The 13876-nt window shown below is 64.8% G+C and carries 25 protein-coding genes; 12 read left to right on the top strand and 13 right to left on the bottom strand.

Annotated elements, in window-relative coordinates:
* Position 1: 1 nt before the first annotated feature.
* The 10 genes from AC6H0N_RS08685 to AC6H0N_RS08640 all read right to left on the bottom strand — a co-directional run bounded on the left by AC6H0N_RS08685 (position 2) and on the right by AC6H0N_RS08640 (position 3756).
* Positions 2-250 (bottom strand): hypothetical protein, encoded by a 249-nt coding sequence (locus AC6H0N_RS08685; protein WP_497573698.1) that lies wholly within the window; start codon positions 248-250, stop codon positions 2-4.
* Positions 247-588, bottom strand: a complete 342-nt coding sequence (locus AC6H0N_RS08680) for a hypothetical protein (protein WP_497573697.1) — start codon at positions 586-588, stop codon at positions 247-249. Before AC6H0N_RS08680 ends, AC6H0N_RS08685 begins: the two co-directional genes overlap by 4 nt.
* Positions 585-914 carry a hypothetical protein gene (locus AC6H0N_RS08675; protein ID WP_497573696.1) on the bottom strand — a complete coding sequence of 110 codons (330 nt, stop codon included), beginning with the start codon at positions 912-914 and terminating at the stop codon, positions 585-587. Before AC6H0N_RS08675 ends, AC6H0N_RS08680 begins: the two co-directional genes overlap by 4 nt.
* Before the next feature lie 2 nt (positions 915-916).
* The gene (locus AC6H0N_RS08670; RefSeq protein ID WP_497573695.1) at positions 917-1345 is read right to left on the bottom strand and encodes a hypothetical protein; all 429 of its coding nucleotides are present in this window, start codon (positions 1343-1345) and stop codon (positions 917-919) included.
* On the bottom strand, positions 1342-2010 hold the full coding sequence (locus AC6H0N_RS08665) for a hypothetical protein (protein WP_497573694.1): 669 nt from the start codon (positions 2008-2010) through the stop codon (positions 1342-1344). Before AC6H0N_RS08665 ends, AC6H0N_RS08670 begins: the two co-directional genes overlap by 4 nt.
* The gene (locus tag AC6H0N_RS08660; RefSeq protein WP_497573693.1) at positions 2007-2159 is read right to left on the bottom strand and encodes a hypothetical protein; all 153 of its coding nucleotides are present in this window, start codon (positions 2157-2159) and stop codon (positions 2007-2009) included. The genes AC6H0N_RS08665 and AC6H0N_RS08660 overlap by 4 nt, the downstream gene beginning before the upstream one ends.
* On the bottom strand, positions 2156-2404 hold the full coding sequence (locus AC6H0N_RS08655; RefSeq protein WP_497573692.1) for an acyl carrier protein: 249 nt from the start codon (positions 2402-2404) through the stop codon (positions 2156-2158). Before AC6H0N_RS08655 ends, AC6H0N_RS08660 begins: the two co-directional genes overlap by 4 nt.
* Entirely contained in the window at positions 2401-2619 is a 219-nt protein-coding gene (locus AC6H0N_RS08650) for a hypothetical protein (RefSeq protein ID WP_497573691.1), read from the bottom strand. Before AC6H0N_RS08650 ends, AC6H0N_RS08655 begins: the two co-directional genes overlap by 4 nt.
* 117 nt (positions 2620-2736) lie before the next feature.
* Positions 2737-3171 (bottom strand): DUF4124 domain-containing protein, encoded by a 435-nt coding sequence (locus AC6H0N_RS08645; RefSeq protein ID WP_497573690.1) that lies wholly within the window; start codon positions 3169-3171, stop codon positions 2737-2739.
* A gap of 60 nt (positions 3172-3231) precedes the next feature.
* On the bottom strand, positions 3232-3756 hold the full coding sequence (locus tag AC6H0N_RS08640) for a helix-turn-helix domain-containing protein (protein ID WP_497573689.1): 525 nt from the start codon (positions 3754-3756) through the stop codon (positions 3232-3234).
* Positions 3757-3799: 43 nt separating this feature from the next.
* On the opposite strand from AC6H0N_RS08640, the gene AC6H0N_RS08635 reads away from it, so the two are divergent.
* Positions 3800-4009 (top strand): hypothetical protein, encoded by a 210-nt coding sequence (locus AC6H0N_RS08635; RefSeq protein ID WP_497573688.1) that lies wholly within the window; start codon positions 3800-3802, stop codon positions 4007-4009.
* A gap of 125 nt (positions 4010-4134) precedes the next feature.
* On the opposite strand, the gene AC6H0N_RS08630 is transcribed toward AC6H0N_RS08635, so the two are convergent.
* The 3 genes from AC6H0N_RS08630 to AC6H0N_RS08620 all read right to left on the bottom strand — a co-directional run bounded on the left by AC6H0N_RS08630 (position 4135) and on the right by AC6H0N_RS08620 (position 5030).
* Entirely contained in the window at positions 4135-4362 is a 228-nt protein-coding gene (locus AC6H0N_RS08630) for a hypothetical protein (RefSeq protein ID WP_497573687.1), read from the bottom strand.
* A 132-nt stretch (positions 4363-4494) separates the two neighbouring features.
* Positions 4495-4734: a hypothetical protein gene (locus tag AC6H0N_RS08625; RefSeq protein WP_497573686.1), complete on the bottom strand. Its 240-nt coding sequence runs from the start codon at positions 4732-4734 to the stop codon at positions 4495-4497.
* A gap of 83 nt (positions 4735-4817) precedes the next feature.
* Positions 4818-5030 carry a hypothetical protein gene (locus AC6H0N_RS08620; protein ID WP_497573685.1) on the bottom strand — a complete coding sequence of 71 codons (213 nt, stop codon included), beginning with the start codon at positions 5028-5030 and terminating at the stop codon, positions 4818-4820.
* Positions 5031-5109: 79 nt separating this feature from the next.
* Here AC6H0N_RS08620 and AC6H0N_RS08615 point away from each other — a divergent pair, with 79 nt between their 5' ends.
* From AC6H0N_RS08615 to AC6H0N_RS08565, 11 genes are all read left to right on the top strand, one after another.
* Entirely contained in the window at positions 5110-5661 is a 552-nt protein-coding gene (locus AC6H0N_RS08615; RefSeq protein ID WP_497573684.1) for a phage regulatory CII family protein, read from the top strand.
* Positions 5662-5856: 195 nt separating this feature from the next.
* On the top strand, positions 5857-8379 hold the full coding sequence (locus AC6H0N_RS08610) for a DUF5906 domain-containing protein (protein WP_497573683.1): 2523 nt from the start codon (positions 5857-5859) through the stop codon (positions 8377-8379).
* A gap of 301 nt (positions 8380-8680) precedes the next feature.
* Positions 8681-8941: a hypothetical protein gene (locus AC6H0N_RS08605; RefSeq protein ID WP_497573682.1), complete on the top strand. Its 261-nt coding sequence runs from the start codon at positions 8681-8683 to the stop codon at positions 8939-8941.
* Complete coding sequence (locus AC6H0N_RS08600) at positions 8938-9147, top strand: hypothetical protein (RefSeq protein ID WP_497573681.1); 210 nt, start codon at positions 8938-8940, stop codon at positions 9145-9147. The genes AC6H0N_RS08605 and AC6H0N_RS08600 overlap by 4 nt, the downstream gene beginning before the upstream one ends.
* Positions 9148-9265: 118 nt before the next feature.
* Positions 9266-9619, top strand: a complete 354-nt coding sequence (locus tag AC6H0N_RS08595; RefSeq protein ID WP_497573680.1) for a hypothetical protein — start codon at positions 9266-9268, stop codon at positions 9617-9619.
* Positions 9619-9924, top strand: coding sequence for a hypothetical protein (locus tag AC6H0N_RS08590; protein ID WP_497573679.1), 306 nt, complete (start codon positions 9619-9621; stop codon positions 9922-9924). The genes AC6H0N_RS08595 and AC6H0N_RS08590 overlap by 1 nt, the downstream gene beginning before the upstream one ends.
* 316 nt (positions 9925-10240) lie before the next feature.
* Positions 10241-10822, top strand: coding sequence for a hypothetical protein (locus tag AC6H0N_RS08585; protein WP_497573678.1), 582 nt, complete (start codon positions 10241-10243; stop codon positions 10820-10822).
* The gene (locus AC6H0N_RS08580; protein WP_497573677.1) at positions 10819-12825 is read left to right on the top strand and encodes a phage terminase large subunit family protein; all 2007 of its coding nucleotides are present in this window, start codon (positions 10819-10821) and stop codon (positions 12823-12825) included. Before AC6H0N_RS08585 ends, AC6H0N_RS08580 begins: the two co-directional genes overlap by 4 nt.
* Positions 12826-12837: 12 nt before the next feature.
* Positions 12838-13023: a hypothetical protein gene (locus tag AC6H0N_RS08575; protein ID WP_497573676.1), complete on the top strand. Its 186-nt coding sequence runs from the start codon at positions 12838-12840 to the stop codon at positions 13021-13023.
* Between the two features lie 10 nt (positions 13024-13033).
* Positions 13034-13420 carry a hypothetical protein gene (locus tag AC6H0N_RS08570; protein WP_497573675.1) on the top strand — a complete coding sequence of 129 codons (387 nt, stop codon included), beginning with the start codon at positions 13034-13036 and terminating at the stop codon, positions 13418-13420.
* Positions 13421-13422: 2 nt separating this feature from the next.
* A complete protein-coding gene (locus AC6H0N_RS08565; RefSeq protein WP_497573674.1) occupies positions 13423-13875 on the top strand; it encodes a hypothetical protein in 453 nt (150 codons plus the stop codon).
* Position 13876 lies beyond the last annotated feature (1 nt).

Raw genomic sequence — 13876 nt, 5'->3', positions numbered from 1 at the left:
CCTAGCGGTGGTTGGTGGGCTGCGTGTGGGTGCGGCGGATGCTGATGTCGGCGCGCCACTCGATCAGGCGGTTGATGCAGTGGAGGGCGCACAGCAGCACGGCGGCGGCGTAGAGGCCGAACGCGATGCCTGCGAGGAAGGCGGCGATTGACGCGGGCGGGGGCGGTAGGTGCCCGGCCCACGCGGTGGCGGTCATGGCGGCAAGCGCGAGCAGTAAGGCGGCGTCGGTAAGGCTGATGGCGGGCTTCATTGGCCGGACCCTTTGATGGCCTGGGCATCGCCGGCTACGGCCTCGTGCGCCGGGGCTGCCTCAGGCAGCGCGGCGATCTTGCGCAGGGCGCGGCGGTAGGTGTCGCGCTGGGCGCAGGCGGTGCCGATGGCGGTGGGGTTGTCGTTGCTTGCGGCGTCGATGCCGGCGCACATGACCATGTCGACCAGCCCTTGCGGGTCGCTGCCGGGGTGGGTGGCCATGGCGGTGTCGAGCATCTGCTCAAGCTTGGCCACCATGTCGGGCGACACGGCGGCGGTGATGTAGGTGCGGTTGTCGCCTTCGGGCGCTTTCACCAGGGGCTTGGGTATCCAGCTCATGCGCGGGATTCCTGCTCGGCGGGCTTGGTGGGGCGCGTCATGCGGCGGGCGGGGTGGCACACCCATGTGTCGCCCATCTTGAGCAGCGCCAGGCGCAGCTTCTCGCGCTGGCCGATGAGGATGTCGGGCGTGCAGTTGTCGTTGGGGGTGATGACGCGCTCCACGTGCTGCGTGGCCTCACGCGGCCCGAAGGTGGTGGGCAGCTTGCCGGCGGGGGCGCTGGTGGTGTGGGGCATGGCTTCGCGCGGCGCGGGCGGCACGAGACTGAGCACGCCGGTGCGGGCGGCGCTGCGAAGGATGCGGAGCTGCGAGAGGGTGCGTTGCATGGTTATGCCTCCTGTGCGAGGTTGCAGAGTTCGGAGATGCGGTGCGCCCACTCACCACGGGGGTGTGAGAAGGGGCTGCCGATTGCGTCGGCGGCGTTGGTGTAGGCGCTGGCTTGCAGGAACGGCTCTTCGTCGCGGTTGATGGAGCCGTCTTCGTCCCGCGCGGCGTTGCTCAGATCCCGCGGGGTGGGCGGCTTGAACCAGATGCCGCGCTCGTAGCGGTCGAAGTGCAGCTTGAGCAGGCCGACGTACTCGGCCATGAAGGCGTCGTAGTCGGCGTGGTCGATGGCGTTGATGCTCATGAGGGTGATGAGCAGGCTCTGCGAGCGGACAACATCGCGGCTGTTCTGCGCAACGCTGAGGCGCATGACGGTGCGGTGCCAAAGCAGGAGGTCGGCCAGGGCGGTGTCGTTGATTTGGCGGGTGCTCATTTGCCACCCCACTCACCGGTGCCAGCCTCGCGGCAGGGCATGAGCGCGCCCACGGTGGTGCCTGAGCGGAAGATGGCGACCTTGTTGGGGTCGCTCGGGTGCGGGGCAATGGCTACGCCGGGCAGCGTGTCGCGCAGCAGGCGCAGGTAGCGGGTGCCGAAGAAGGCATCGCCTACCTTGGTGGTTTGATACCAGGCGACGTTTGTGCCGGCGCAGTCGGGGCATTGCTCGCCGTCGGGGTGGGTGGCATCGACCCCGAGCGTGCCGAAGCCGTCGCATACCGGGCAAGTGCCATCGTCACCGTCTTCCCCGATGCCGTGGCAGTTGTTGCACTCCACGGCTCGGCCGGTGCCGCGGCAGACGACGCAGGGCTGGCTGGCGAGGTCTAGCGATTCAACAGGCGTCCAGATGCGGCCCTTGATGTCCAGCCAGAGGCTGAGCTTGTCGATGGCCTGCTTTTGCTTGCCGCGGGCGGGTAGCGCCGGCAATGCCTGGTCGGCGTCTACCACGCGAATCATGATGTGGCGGTTGGTGGCATACACGTACTCGCCACTGCGAAACGGCAGGGAGAAGTGCGGGTCTTCGAGCATGGCGGGTACGCAGTAGCGCGCCAGCAAGGTGGTGAGCTCGGTGTTGCGGCCCATGGCTTTGGCGAGTGCGCTCATGCGGCACCGCCGTCGGCCAGGCTGCAGGCCAGTTGAAACAGATAGGTTGCCCCGCGAATCTCGGCGTAGCGCTCGGCGGCGAACGGCCCTTGGGTGCGGCGCATCTTCTCGGCGTGGATGGCGATTTCGGCGAGGGGGTGGATGCTCATGACACCACCTGCTGCGAGGCCAGTTCGATAAGGCTGCCGACGGTGGTGCAGCCGAACAGGGCGTGGTCTTCGAGGTTGATGTCGAGCGCGCACTCGATGGCCATGCCGATTTCGAGGCGGTCGAGGCTGTCGAAGCCGAGGTCTTCGTCAAGCAGGCTTGCGTGCGTGAATGTGACGCCGGGGCGCACATAGCCGGCCAGCACTTTGCGCACAGCGGCTTCGGGGGTGGGGTGGGTGGTGGTCATTGCACTGTGCCTTTGGTGAGGTTGCAGGCGCGCTGCACGAGGCGGTGGAGCGCCTCGGGGTTGCTGCGTGCGCCGACGAAGACCAGGCGCCGCCCGACGCGGCGATAGAGGTTGTGGCTGACGCTGCCGCCGTTGGCACGGTCGAACACGACGCAGCCGTGCTGGCTGGCGAGGGCTTTGGTTTGCAGCAGATCGACGGGTTGTGCGTGCGGCATATCGGCCTCCGTTTGTTGGAGTGATTAAACACCGCGTTTAATCCAAAGTCAAACACCGTGTTTACTTGAGGCCGAAAAAAAACCGCCGGATGGCGGTCTGCGGGTGAGGGCGGGACGTTATAAGCGCTCGCACTCGAAGAAGTCACGCTCCTTCCAGTGCTCGGCCTTCTCGCGTTCGCGCCGCACGTTATCGGGGTGGCTGAACTCGCGGGCCCAGTGTTCGGCGGTGGCGCGGTTCTTGGCGATCTCCTTGCACCTGGCAGAGGCTTTTTTGGTGTCGTCTGTGTCGGCGATGGAGCCTCCACGGGCAAGGGCTGGGTTAGGCGGGGCTAGGTCTGGTGCGTTGCGGGCTGCCCGCTCTCTGGCAGCGGCGGCTGCTTGCGGGTCGGCGCGGCCGGCGGCGGGGTGAGCGTTAATGGTGGCGGCGTCCATGGCGCAGGGGGTGTCGCTGTAAATCGTTTTGCCGTCGACGGTGCAGCGATACACCTGGGCGTGTGCGACGGTGGCGAGCAGGGCGGCCAGCGCGGCGGCTATGAGGTGGCGCGTGAGCATGGCGGTTCCTTACGTGCAGCGCTTAGGGGCGGCGGAAGGGCAGGATGATGGCAGTTCGCGTCAACTGCCGGTGTTGCTCCGGCGTTTGTCAGGCGGGGCGGCGTAGAGCGCGGCTGCTTCTTTAAGTGCTTCGTCGAGCTTGGCAAGTGTCCATGCCCGGCCAGATTCGGAAAGATCACCAAACCTTTGGGAATAGTAGGGGGGTATCGCGCTGTCATGCAAGGCGGTGGCGGCCTTGCCTGTGTCATAGGTCGCGGTGTTGTCGTTGGCACGCAACACGTATTCATTGGTGGATGACGGCGTGATGAGCATGGGGCCTTCAGCGTGGCGAACCCATGTGGCGTTGATGCCGAAGCGGCGCTGTAAGTCGAGTATCCCTGAGTCAGACGGCCCGGTGGGGCGCTTGGCCCAGTTCGTAATCGTTTGGGGCGCCTCGTTAATGACACGCGCGAGGTCGGACGGGCTGTCGTCTTTGAGCAGCCGAAGGTCGCGCATGGCTTGGTAGATGCGGGCCAGCGCAGGATGTGGTGATGCGTTTGCCTTCACGGCTGTGATTGTCGCGGCGTTAAACAAGGTGTTGTTCAACGTGGCGTTTGCTTTTGCATTAAACATGGTGTGTAATTGATGCGTGAATGCACAAGAGACCACCGACATCATCGAGCGCGCTGGAGGCGATACGGCCTTCGCGCAGCTGCTCGGGCTGCCGAAAACCGTAGGCGTGCAGCGCCGCGTCAATAACTGGAAGCGCCGCGGAATGCCTGCGCGCATTCAGGTTGAGCACTACGAAACGCTGCAGCGGCTGAAGCTGCCCGGCACAGATCCGCCGGAGCCCGCATGAAAGACCGCCCCCCATTCCACGCGCCGCCATCGAGGTGTGACATGCCCGAGTGTTTTGCGAATGTTCAAGCGCTGGTGCAGCCCGCCATACGAGACGGCGCTTCGATGCGCCGCTGGCTGGCGGCGTCACTGTTTTGTGTGCGTGGGGCTGGTGATGGCCGCCGCGCCCGCCGAGAGGTCGGCAAGCATTTGCTGCGCGAGCGGGGAGATGCCCGGAACCTGCGCGCCTTCGTGCAGCGCCTGAGAGAGCTTCGCGATGTTCGCGTTGCTCGCGGCGGCGAGTGAAAGCATGAGCTGGCGCAACGTCTGATGCACAGCGTTGAGGACTTCGGTGTCGGCTTGGTCGAGTTTCATGGCGGGAGCCTGTGGCAATGATGAATTTAGTTACTGGTGCGACGCCTGATGAGAGCCCCCGTGAGTTTCCGAGGGTGGCGCGCGCGGATGCGGTGCATGGCCGCGTGGATCTACGCAAGCTGTATGAGTCGATTACGCGCGTCGTGATGATTCCAGCTTGGCGATATCGAGCAGCTCGTCGAAGAGCGATTGAGCGGCAGCGCGTGCGGCTGGCGAGACAAGGCCGAGCGTTGCCCACTCGGCTTGAGTGTGGGCAATCAAGGCCTCCAGTTGCTGAGCGAATGCGCCGGGGTTGGGGTGCGTCATGACCAGGGCGGTGAGTGCCGCCTGGTTGGCGAACGATTGGGCAATGGCTTGTTCTGCGGCTTCCATGGCGCGCTCCTGTGGTGATGATGATCGTGTGGACGCCTGATTCTAGCCGCATGGGGTGCGCCTCCTTCTTTGCCTGCTTTGGCTCAGCCGAGGTGCGCGGGCTGTGTGGCAGCGCAATCGGCAAGGTTGGCCAGCGCGAGCCGCGCGTCGGGGGTGATGCTGCCGTTGGTGCTGGCTGCGGCCAGGGCATCACGCAGCACGGCGCGATCGGCACGTGTGGCTACCGCCATGGACAGCATGAGGTGGCGCAGTACCTGCTGCATGGTGCCGAGCGCTTCGGCGCGTTCGTTGGTCATTTGGTCATGCTCCTGTGTGGTGCGTGTATTTCAACCCGTTGCCGGTCGGCGACGAGTGCCGTTTGCTGAGGTACATGCTATGAGCCGCACCCGTTCTGGTTCAGGTTTGAACCAGCCCACCTGCCTCCCCACCGCTCAGGCTGAGCAGGCGGCGCCTTTGAAGGTGGAGTACGCGCCGGTGATTGAGGCGACGCATCGGGCAATGAAGCGCTATGCGTCACCCGGCACGAAGTGCGGGATGTCGGAAGTGGCCGCGCTGCTGGGCGTGAATGAGCAGGTGCTGCGGAACCAGTTCGGGCCGTCGGACTATGACCATGCGCCCACCCTCTACCGTTTCCTTCAGGTGCTGGATGTGATGCAACCCCGCGAGGCGGTGGCTGCCATTGCTGACCTGGCGGATTGCGTGACCCTGCCGCGCAGCACCCGCGCCACCCGGCGGCAGGTGCCGCATGACTTGGCCGGGGCGCTTGAGAAGTTGCCGCCTGCTGCTGACGCGGCGGTCTCCGCTGGAGTCCGTCGCTTGCGTGCAGGTGAGCGGCTTTCGTCTGATGAGCGGGCGGCGGTGCGTGACGCGCTGCTTGATGTTGGCGCGCTCGTCTCCCACTTGATCAACCGACTGCGCCTGCCTTGACCATGCCCCCTGTTTTCCCCGCCCCCCTTTCTGGTTGGAGTGATCGCCTCGCGCGCGTTGAGGCATTTCACTTTGCTGTCCTTGCCACGATCGACTGCCCTTCATCTCCGGTCGGGGGCCCCTATGGTCGATATCTGCACAAGGGGGCGGAGAGGCTCGAAATCGGGGTAGGTAGCGGGGCGGGAACACACTGAAATGGCGATCAACTACGACGACGTTTGCTGCCAACTTCAGAGAGCCGGCCTGATCATCGACTCGCTGGTGGTCGGAAAGATCACGCGGTGCAAGGTCGAGGGCGACAACGAGAAGCGGGGCTGGTATTCGCTGCACGAGGTGACGCTGCCGGGTGGCGATGATGTGATCGTTGGCAGCTACGGCATCTGGTACGGCGACAACAAGAACGCGCAGAAGATCGAGCTGCGCAGCCACGCGCTGACCGCCGAGCAGAAGGAAGCCTTCAGGGCCCGCCTGGCCGATGACCGCAAGCGTGCCGAAGGCATCCGCCGGCAGGTGGCCCGCACTGCGTCGGAGAAAGCCGAGCGCAAGTGGTGCGATCTGCTGCTCGATGGCGAACACGACTACCTGCAGCGCAAGGGCAATGCCGCCCACGGCGTGCGCTTCGCGCCGGCTGGCACCACCATCGACTATGAATTCGACGGCAAGGTGAGCGAGCTCGATGTGTCGCACGCCATGGCCGTGCCGATGTGCGACGGGGCGGGGCAGGTGTGGGGCATCCAGTGGATCTTGTCTCGCGCGCACCAGGCTGACCGCATCAAGCGCAGCGGCCGCGACAAGGACTACTGGCCGCAGGGCATGGAGAAGAGCGGCAAGTACCACTGGATCGGTGGTGTGCCTGATCACTGCGTGCTCATCGGCGAAGGCTACGCCACCTGCGCTACGCCGCACGAGGCAACGTCGCTGCCGGCTGCGGTCGCCTTCGATGCCGGCAACCTGCAGCCCGTCGGGCAGGCGCTGCGCAAGAAGTACAAGCGCGTGCGCCCGGTGTATCTGGCCGACGACGACGCCTTCGCCACCTGCCCGGACAAAGACTGCGCCACCCGCTTCGTTGTGACCGAACACCCCGAGCATTGCCCGGAGTGCGGCATCCTGCACAAGCGCGTCAATACCGGTGTCGACAAAGCCCGCGCCGCGGCGCTGGCCACCGACGGCATCGTCATCATCCCGCGCTTTGCCGACGAGGCCGCCCGGCGCGATGCCTGGCTCACCAGCGCCAAGAAGCTCACCGACTTCAACGACCTGCACGCCCTCGAAGGCCTGGGCGTCGTGCGCGCACAGATCGAGGACGCGCTCGAAGAGGCCGGCCTGCGGCCCACTGCCTCGGCACCGGCCCGCCGCGCGGCGGAACCAAACAAAGGGGGCGGGGGAAATCAAGGCCGAGTGCCCGTCGACATTCAGCCGGTGCACACCCTCAACGAGCTGCTCGAGCGCTTCGTCATCATCTACGGCGAGGGCGACGTCGTGTTCGACCGCGAGCTGCACAAGCTCGTCAAGCTCAAGGACGTGCAAAACCTCACCCTCTCGCGCGAAGTCTATGCACGCTGGAGCGAGTCACCCGGCCGTGCCTTCGCCATGCTCGAAAACGTCGGATTCGACCCTGCCGGCACCGACGCCATGGTCACCTGCAACGTCTATCGCGGCTGGCCCACGGTGCCGAAGGAAGGCTCATGCGAGCTGCTGCTCGAAACCCTGTGGCACGTATGCAGCGCCGAGCAGAACGCCGAAGAGGTCTATCAGTGGATCCTCAAGTGGCTGGCCTACCCCATCCAGCACCCCGGCGCAAAGATGCAGTCCGCCGTCGTCGTGCATGGCAAGCAGGGCACCGGCAAGAGCATGTTCTTCAAGGCCATCAGCCGCATCTACGGCGAGTACGGCCTCACCATCAACCAGAGCGCGGTCGAGAACCCCCGCAACGTCTGGCTGGCCTCGCGCCTGTTCGTGCTGGCTGAAGAGGTCATCGCCCGCAAAGAACTGCACCACGTCAAGAACGCGCTCAAGGATCTGATCACTGGCGACACCGTGTATGTCGACCCCAAGTTCGTCAATCCGTACCCCGAGCGCAACCACGTCAATCTGGTGTTCCTCAGCAACGAGACCATGCCCGTCGTGCTCGAAGACGACGACCGCCGCCACCTCGTCATCTGGACGCCCGACAAGCAAGAGAAGTCGTTCTACGCCGCCGTCGACGCCGAGATTGAAAGCGGCGGGCTTGCCGCGCTGCACTACCACCTGGCCACGTTGCCGCTGGGCGACTTCGGCCCGCACACCGAGCCACCCATGACCAGCAGCAAGGCCGACCTCATCGACCTGTCGCTCGACAGCACCACCCGCTTCTGGCTCGCGCTGGTGCGCGGTGAAATCGAGAACATCCGCAACCGCACCATCGCCCTCACCAAAGACCTCTACCAGCTCTACAAAGTCTGGTGCAACGAGAACGGCGTACACCCCGCGCCACTGCCCAGGCTCATGAGCACGCTCGAAAAGAAACACGGCGCCATCCTGCGCCGCAAACGATGGATCGACGGGGTGAATGAAGTCGGCCCGCACGGCATGTGCCTCATCCCTGGGCTTATCTCCAGCACCGGCTCACTCGTGCCGCCCGAATGCCCCGCGGACGAAGACGAGAAAAGCTGGGTCACAAAGCACGTCGTCGCCTTCCGCAACTGCGTCAAAGACTACCGGAGCCCCTCAAGTGCATAACGCGACCCATTCTGTGCGGCTTGTGCGGCTTGCTGTGCGGTATCCCGTGCGGCTTCAAACCCGCGCCATTTCTGGGCTGTGCGGTATGTGCGGATTAAATGCGCCTGCGCACACACGAGCAACAACACACCACCACCGCGCGCACGTTTCCTCACATGCGCGAAAAACATACCGCACATGCCGCACATACCGCACAGCCCACTATCTGCGCGGCTTTTCGGGCCACCCCATACCGCACACCAAGCCGCACACAAGCCGCACACCCTTTTATTTATCTGTTTCCTTGAAAAATGGAGAAGTAGTGGAAGACAAGAGCAGGGGGGTAGAGCGCTGCAGTGAGCAGAACGTGGCCCGGTTCAATGAGCGGCTGCGGGCTGAAGCGCCAGAAGCCTTTGCCCTGGCAAAAGCCCTGCATCAAGCCGGCATGCTCAACGGCCTCAACGGTGCCTGCATCGGTCCGGTGGGCAGCCTGCCGGATACCGGCGCCGTGCCCGTCCTCTCGGTCGAGGCTGAGAAGCGCATTGCCGACCACCACTGGCAAAGCAAGAGAGGTGGCAAGTGAGCCCCGCCGACATCCGCGAACTCGGCCACCGCGCCCGCGTGCAAGCCCGGCGCGATGCCATCGCGGCACTGCCCCAGCAAGTGCGTCGGGTGGCCGAGCAAATGGACGACGCCCGCCACCGCTACGAAACCCTGCGCCGCAAGCTGCGCAGCGAGATGAAGCGCCGCGGCCTGCCACCGCTGCCGCGCATCGGGGGTGAATCGTGAAACCAGCCACCCGCGCCCTGCACGAGGCGCTGATCCGCTGCGCCAAGGGAATGATCAACGCTTGGGAAACCTGGCTGAAGCAACAGGAGAAACAGCAATGAGTACGAACACCGGAAAGATGCACAGCCTCGAAGTGACCCGCGACGGCAAAAAGACCGACCTGTCGCCCGTCTGCAATTTCGTGTTCGGCAGTGGGGCGGCTGATCCCTTGCACCTAGCCGAGAGTGCGCGCCGGTTCCGCGTGGTGCATTTCAGCACGCCGTCCGGCGCACCGTTGGTGTCTGCTGCGATTGAGCAGTTCACGCAGAGAATGTCCTTGCTCGGGGTTTCCTTGCGTGATGCATCAAATGCACTGCAAGCGTTCAGTGAGCGGTATCGAGCGCTCTGGAACCCGCGCACCACCTACCGCCCGTGGGGCACCAAGCAGGCGCAGCGGCTTGCCCGCAACCGCCGCAGCCGGGGTAGAGCGTGATGGATACGGAATTCATGAGCAGCGAAATGCAGGTCGGTCCCGCCACTGATTACAGGCGCCGGGCCAGAAAAGCGATGGTCGACAAGCGCACCGTGCGGGTTTCGACCGATGCCGGCGAGGTACATCCGCTGCATTACAAGGTGTCGCGCCGAGGTGTCATTAAGTTGATGCACCCGATCCAGCCCGGCCCGGTCTCTTTCGAGTGGGTGTATGTCGGCAGGATCGGCCGAAGCCGCTACCGCAGCTGGACCACCCGTGACGCGCAGCGCCTTGCACGTGCAAGGCTCGTTCGGAGAACCCGATGACATCCCATCTACCGCGCGTTGCGTTAGTGCATTCGACCCGCTGCGCAGATGCGGCGGCTCTGGCTGACGATGAGGTTGGAGGTGCTGTGGTCGTTGTTTCGATCCGAGCAGCAATGAAAAATCTCAGAAGAATTCAATGCCGCCCGTGCTGCTTTGACGAGCTCGAAGCAGCTCTAAATGAAGAACCCCGCGCCGAGCAAGGCATTGTGAAACAGCAGTAAAACCACCCCGGCCCGCAGGCCGACCCCGCCCGGCATCGCTTCACGCCCGGCCACGTCGCCTAACACGCCACCCGGAGGAAACGGAATGCACACACGTGACCGACACCTCCACACCCGAAACGCTGAGCTTCAAGGAATTCGCGGAACTGCGCGGCGTGCGGCCCAGCTACGTCACCGCCTTGCGCAAGGCCGGCCGGCTGGTGCTGACGGAAAACGGCAAGCGCGTGCGCGTGGCCGAATCCATCGAGCGCATTGCGGCCACGCGCGACCCTGCGCGCGCGGATGTGGTAGAGCGCCACGCCGCCGCCCGCGCTGCCGAGCCGAAGCCGCCGCCCCCGGACGACGAAGCCGAAGAGCCGGAAGAGGCTGACGAGGGCACGCTCAGCTATCAGGAGGCTCGCGCCCGCAAAGAGCACTACCTCGCCAAGTCCGCGCAGCGCGATTACGAAATCAGCATGGGCAAGCTGATCCCGATCGCGGACGCGGCTGCTGACGTTGCCAACGTCTTGACCATCCTGCGCGTCACGCTGGAGCCGCTGTCCGACACTCTCCCTCCAGTGGTTGTCGGCGAGACGGACGAATCACGCGTGCGCACCCTCATAGCCGAGGAAATCGAACGGGCGCTGGCTGACGCGGCGCGGGCCTTTTCGCGCTACACCAAGGCGGAGGCCGAATGAACCCCGCGCTGGCCCTTGCCGCCCAGCGCGCCATCGAGCCGCGCAAGGCCCTCACCGTGTCCGAGTGGGCGGATGCTCACCGCTACCTGTCGACCAAGCAAAGCCCCAAGCCCGGACGCTGGCGCACCGACAACAACCCGGTGCTGCGCGAGCCAATGGACTGCTTTTCGGTGCGTAGCCCGGTGCAAGAAGTGGTCGCGATGTTCCCCATTCAGAGCGGCAAAAGTGAGTTCGAGACCAACGTTGTCGGTTACACGATGCACCACGCCCCGTGCCCGATCATGGTTTGCCTGCCGGGCGAAGTGTCGATGAACAAGTGGATCAACCAGAAACTGAACCCGCTCATCGAAGAAACCGACGTAGTGCGCGCCGCGCTCACCAGCAACGCCAGCCGCAACGCGGCCAACCAAAAAGAATTCAAGGATTTCGCGGGCGGACAACTCTACATCGAACACGCTGGGACGCCGGCGCGCCTCAAATCCACCACCGCCCGAATCGTGCTGGTGGATGAGCTCACCGAGTTTTCCAACAACTTCAAGGGTGGCGACGACTCGCTGAAGATGCTCGAAGGGCGCACCAGCGCATTCCCGTCGCGCTACAAGCGCGGCTATGTCAGCACGCCCGGCGTCAAGGGCGCCTGTCGAATCTCAGAGATGTGGGAGAAGTCCGACCAGCGCCTGTACCACGTCGAGTGCCCGCACTGCCACGAGCTGCAGCCGCTGGAATGGGAAGGGTTGGTCTGGACGGCCGGCGCCACTGCCGAGACCGTGCAGCACGCCTGGTATGTGTGCCGTGATTGCGGCGCCATGATCGAAGAGCACCACAAAACCGCCATGCTGCGCGACGCCAAGGCCGGAGGCACAGCCCGATGGGTGCCGACTTATCCGGGCCGCCGCATCCGCGGCTACCACCTCAATTGCCTCTACTATCAAATCGGCATGGGCCCGCGCTGGCTTGATATGGCGCGCATGTGGCTGGAGGCGCAGGGCGACCCTTCCGCGCTCACCACATTCACGAAAGAGCGCAAGGCCATCCCCTGGGAAGAGCGCAGCCTCAAGAGCGTGCGCGCCAACCTCATCGCCGAGCGCGCCGAAGCCATCCCGCTCATGGTCGCGCCCATGGGCGTGGTGTGGATCACCGCCGGCACCGACACGCAAGACGACCGCCTCGAGGTGCAGATTGTCGGATGGGGCCGCAACCGCCGCGCCGTCATCCTCGGCTACTACGTGCTGCAGGGCGACCCCCAGCATGAGGAAGTCTGGATCGAACTCACCGACCTCATCAACCGGGGCGTGCGGCACGAGTCCGGCATTGTGCTGCCCGTCAGCGCCACCGCCATCGACGGCCGCGGCCACCGCACCCAGGCGGTGAAGGACTACGCCCGCAAGGCCCTCATCCGCCGCCCCATGCCCATCTTCGGCGCCAAGTCCGCCAACGCCGTGCCGCTCGGCAAACCCAAGATCGAAGACACCACTTTCAAAGGCCGCACCGACACCACCGACAACGCGCTGCGCACCTGGCAGGTCGGCACCGTCGCCATCAAGCACACCCTGTATCGCCGCCTCGCGGCGGATGCCGAGCTGCAGGAACAGGCCGGCGACAAGGCGGCCGACATCACGCGCCGCAACTTCCGCTTTCCCGACGCGCTGCCCGAGGGCTACTTCGGCGGGCTCGTGTCCGAAATCTTCGACCCCGCCAAGGGCCGCTACGTGAAGCGCAAAGGCGCCATGCGCAACGAGCCGCTCGACACCCTGGTGTATGCCTGGGCCGCCACCCAACACCCCGAGCTGCAGCTCGAAAAGAAAAGCGCGGCCGATTGGGACGCCGACGAGGCCCGCATTCTCGACGCCGCCCGCGTGGTGTCCACGCCCGAAGGCAACCGCCTTGCGACGGAACCGCCCACGGCCGAGCGCGCAGCACCGGCCACGCCAGCCGCCAAACCCCAAACCACCACCCGGCCCGCCCGCCGCGTGGTCCGCAGCAACTACCTCAAGCGCCACTGACAGGAGAGAACCATGGAAATCGAAGAAGCCAAGAAACGGATTCACGACACCGAGAAAGTGATTGCGGCGGCGCTGCAGGAGCTGGTCGACGTGGTTCCTTTATCCGAGCTGTGGCTGAGCGTCGACACTGTTTCGGAAGAAACGGTTGTAAGCAGCAAGGTCGTTATCGTTGCCGTTCGCCTTCACCCCGAGTTCTGAGGAGCAACACATGGACATCACCAACGGCATCATGGAAGACCTCGGCGCAGCAATGGGCTACGAGGCCACCACCCGGCTCATCGCAGTGTTCGGCGACGCCTCTCTGTACGTGCCGCAGCAGATCGACGCCCAGCACCCCATCGCCCGCGTGGTCGGCATCAACGCCGCGCTGCGCCTGGTAGCCGACTTCGGCGGCGAGACGCTCGACCTGCCCGCCAACGAGCAATACGACCGCCTCACCCGCGTGCGCACCGTCGCCCGCCTGCTGCGCAAAGGCGTCACCACCCGCGACATCGGCCAGCTTGTGGGCGTGAGCACCAAGCAGGTGGGCCGCTACCGCGCCGAAGCCGAGGAAATCGGCATACTGCCGATGGTGCTGGACAAGAAGGAGGGTTGATCATGAATCAATGGGGCGTAGTCAGAAAGGTCGCCGGCGTCGAGGTCATTGTTGATGTTGAGGCCCCGGAATTCGAGCCCATCACGCCACAGTCTCCAATCATCAGCGTGGTGCACCTCGGGCAAGATGAGGGCGTCGATACCGTGCCTATCTTGGCCGAGTTGAGACGCCGATTCGTAGGCGCGCCTTATTCGGATTGGCTAGCCTACGGAGATTCCGATACCAGCGAACCGGAACGTATCCCCATCAACCCGACAACCGGGCAGCCGTACTTTTCAACCAAACACTCCCGCGACTGGTCCGGCGTCTGGATAGCTGGGCCCCGCCACACGATTGATCCGAGCGACTTGTTCGCCAATCTTCCGTTCCGCGTGTCATTCGCCGTATGGGTCGCATCTCGGCGCCGCGCCTTTATCAACTGGATGAATCGAGTGTTCGGGAATAAGGAGGGTTGAT

This window comes from Pseudazoarcus sp. NS34 (genome assembly GCF_059703725.1).
Note: the sequence above shows the minus strand (reverse complement) of the source record. Positions and strands in the feature narration are given on the sequence as shown.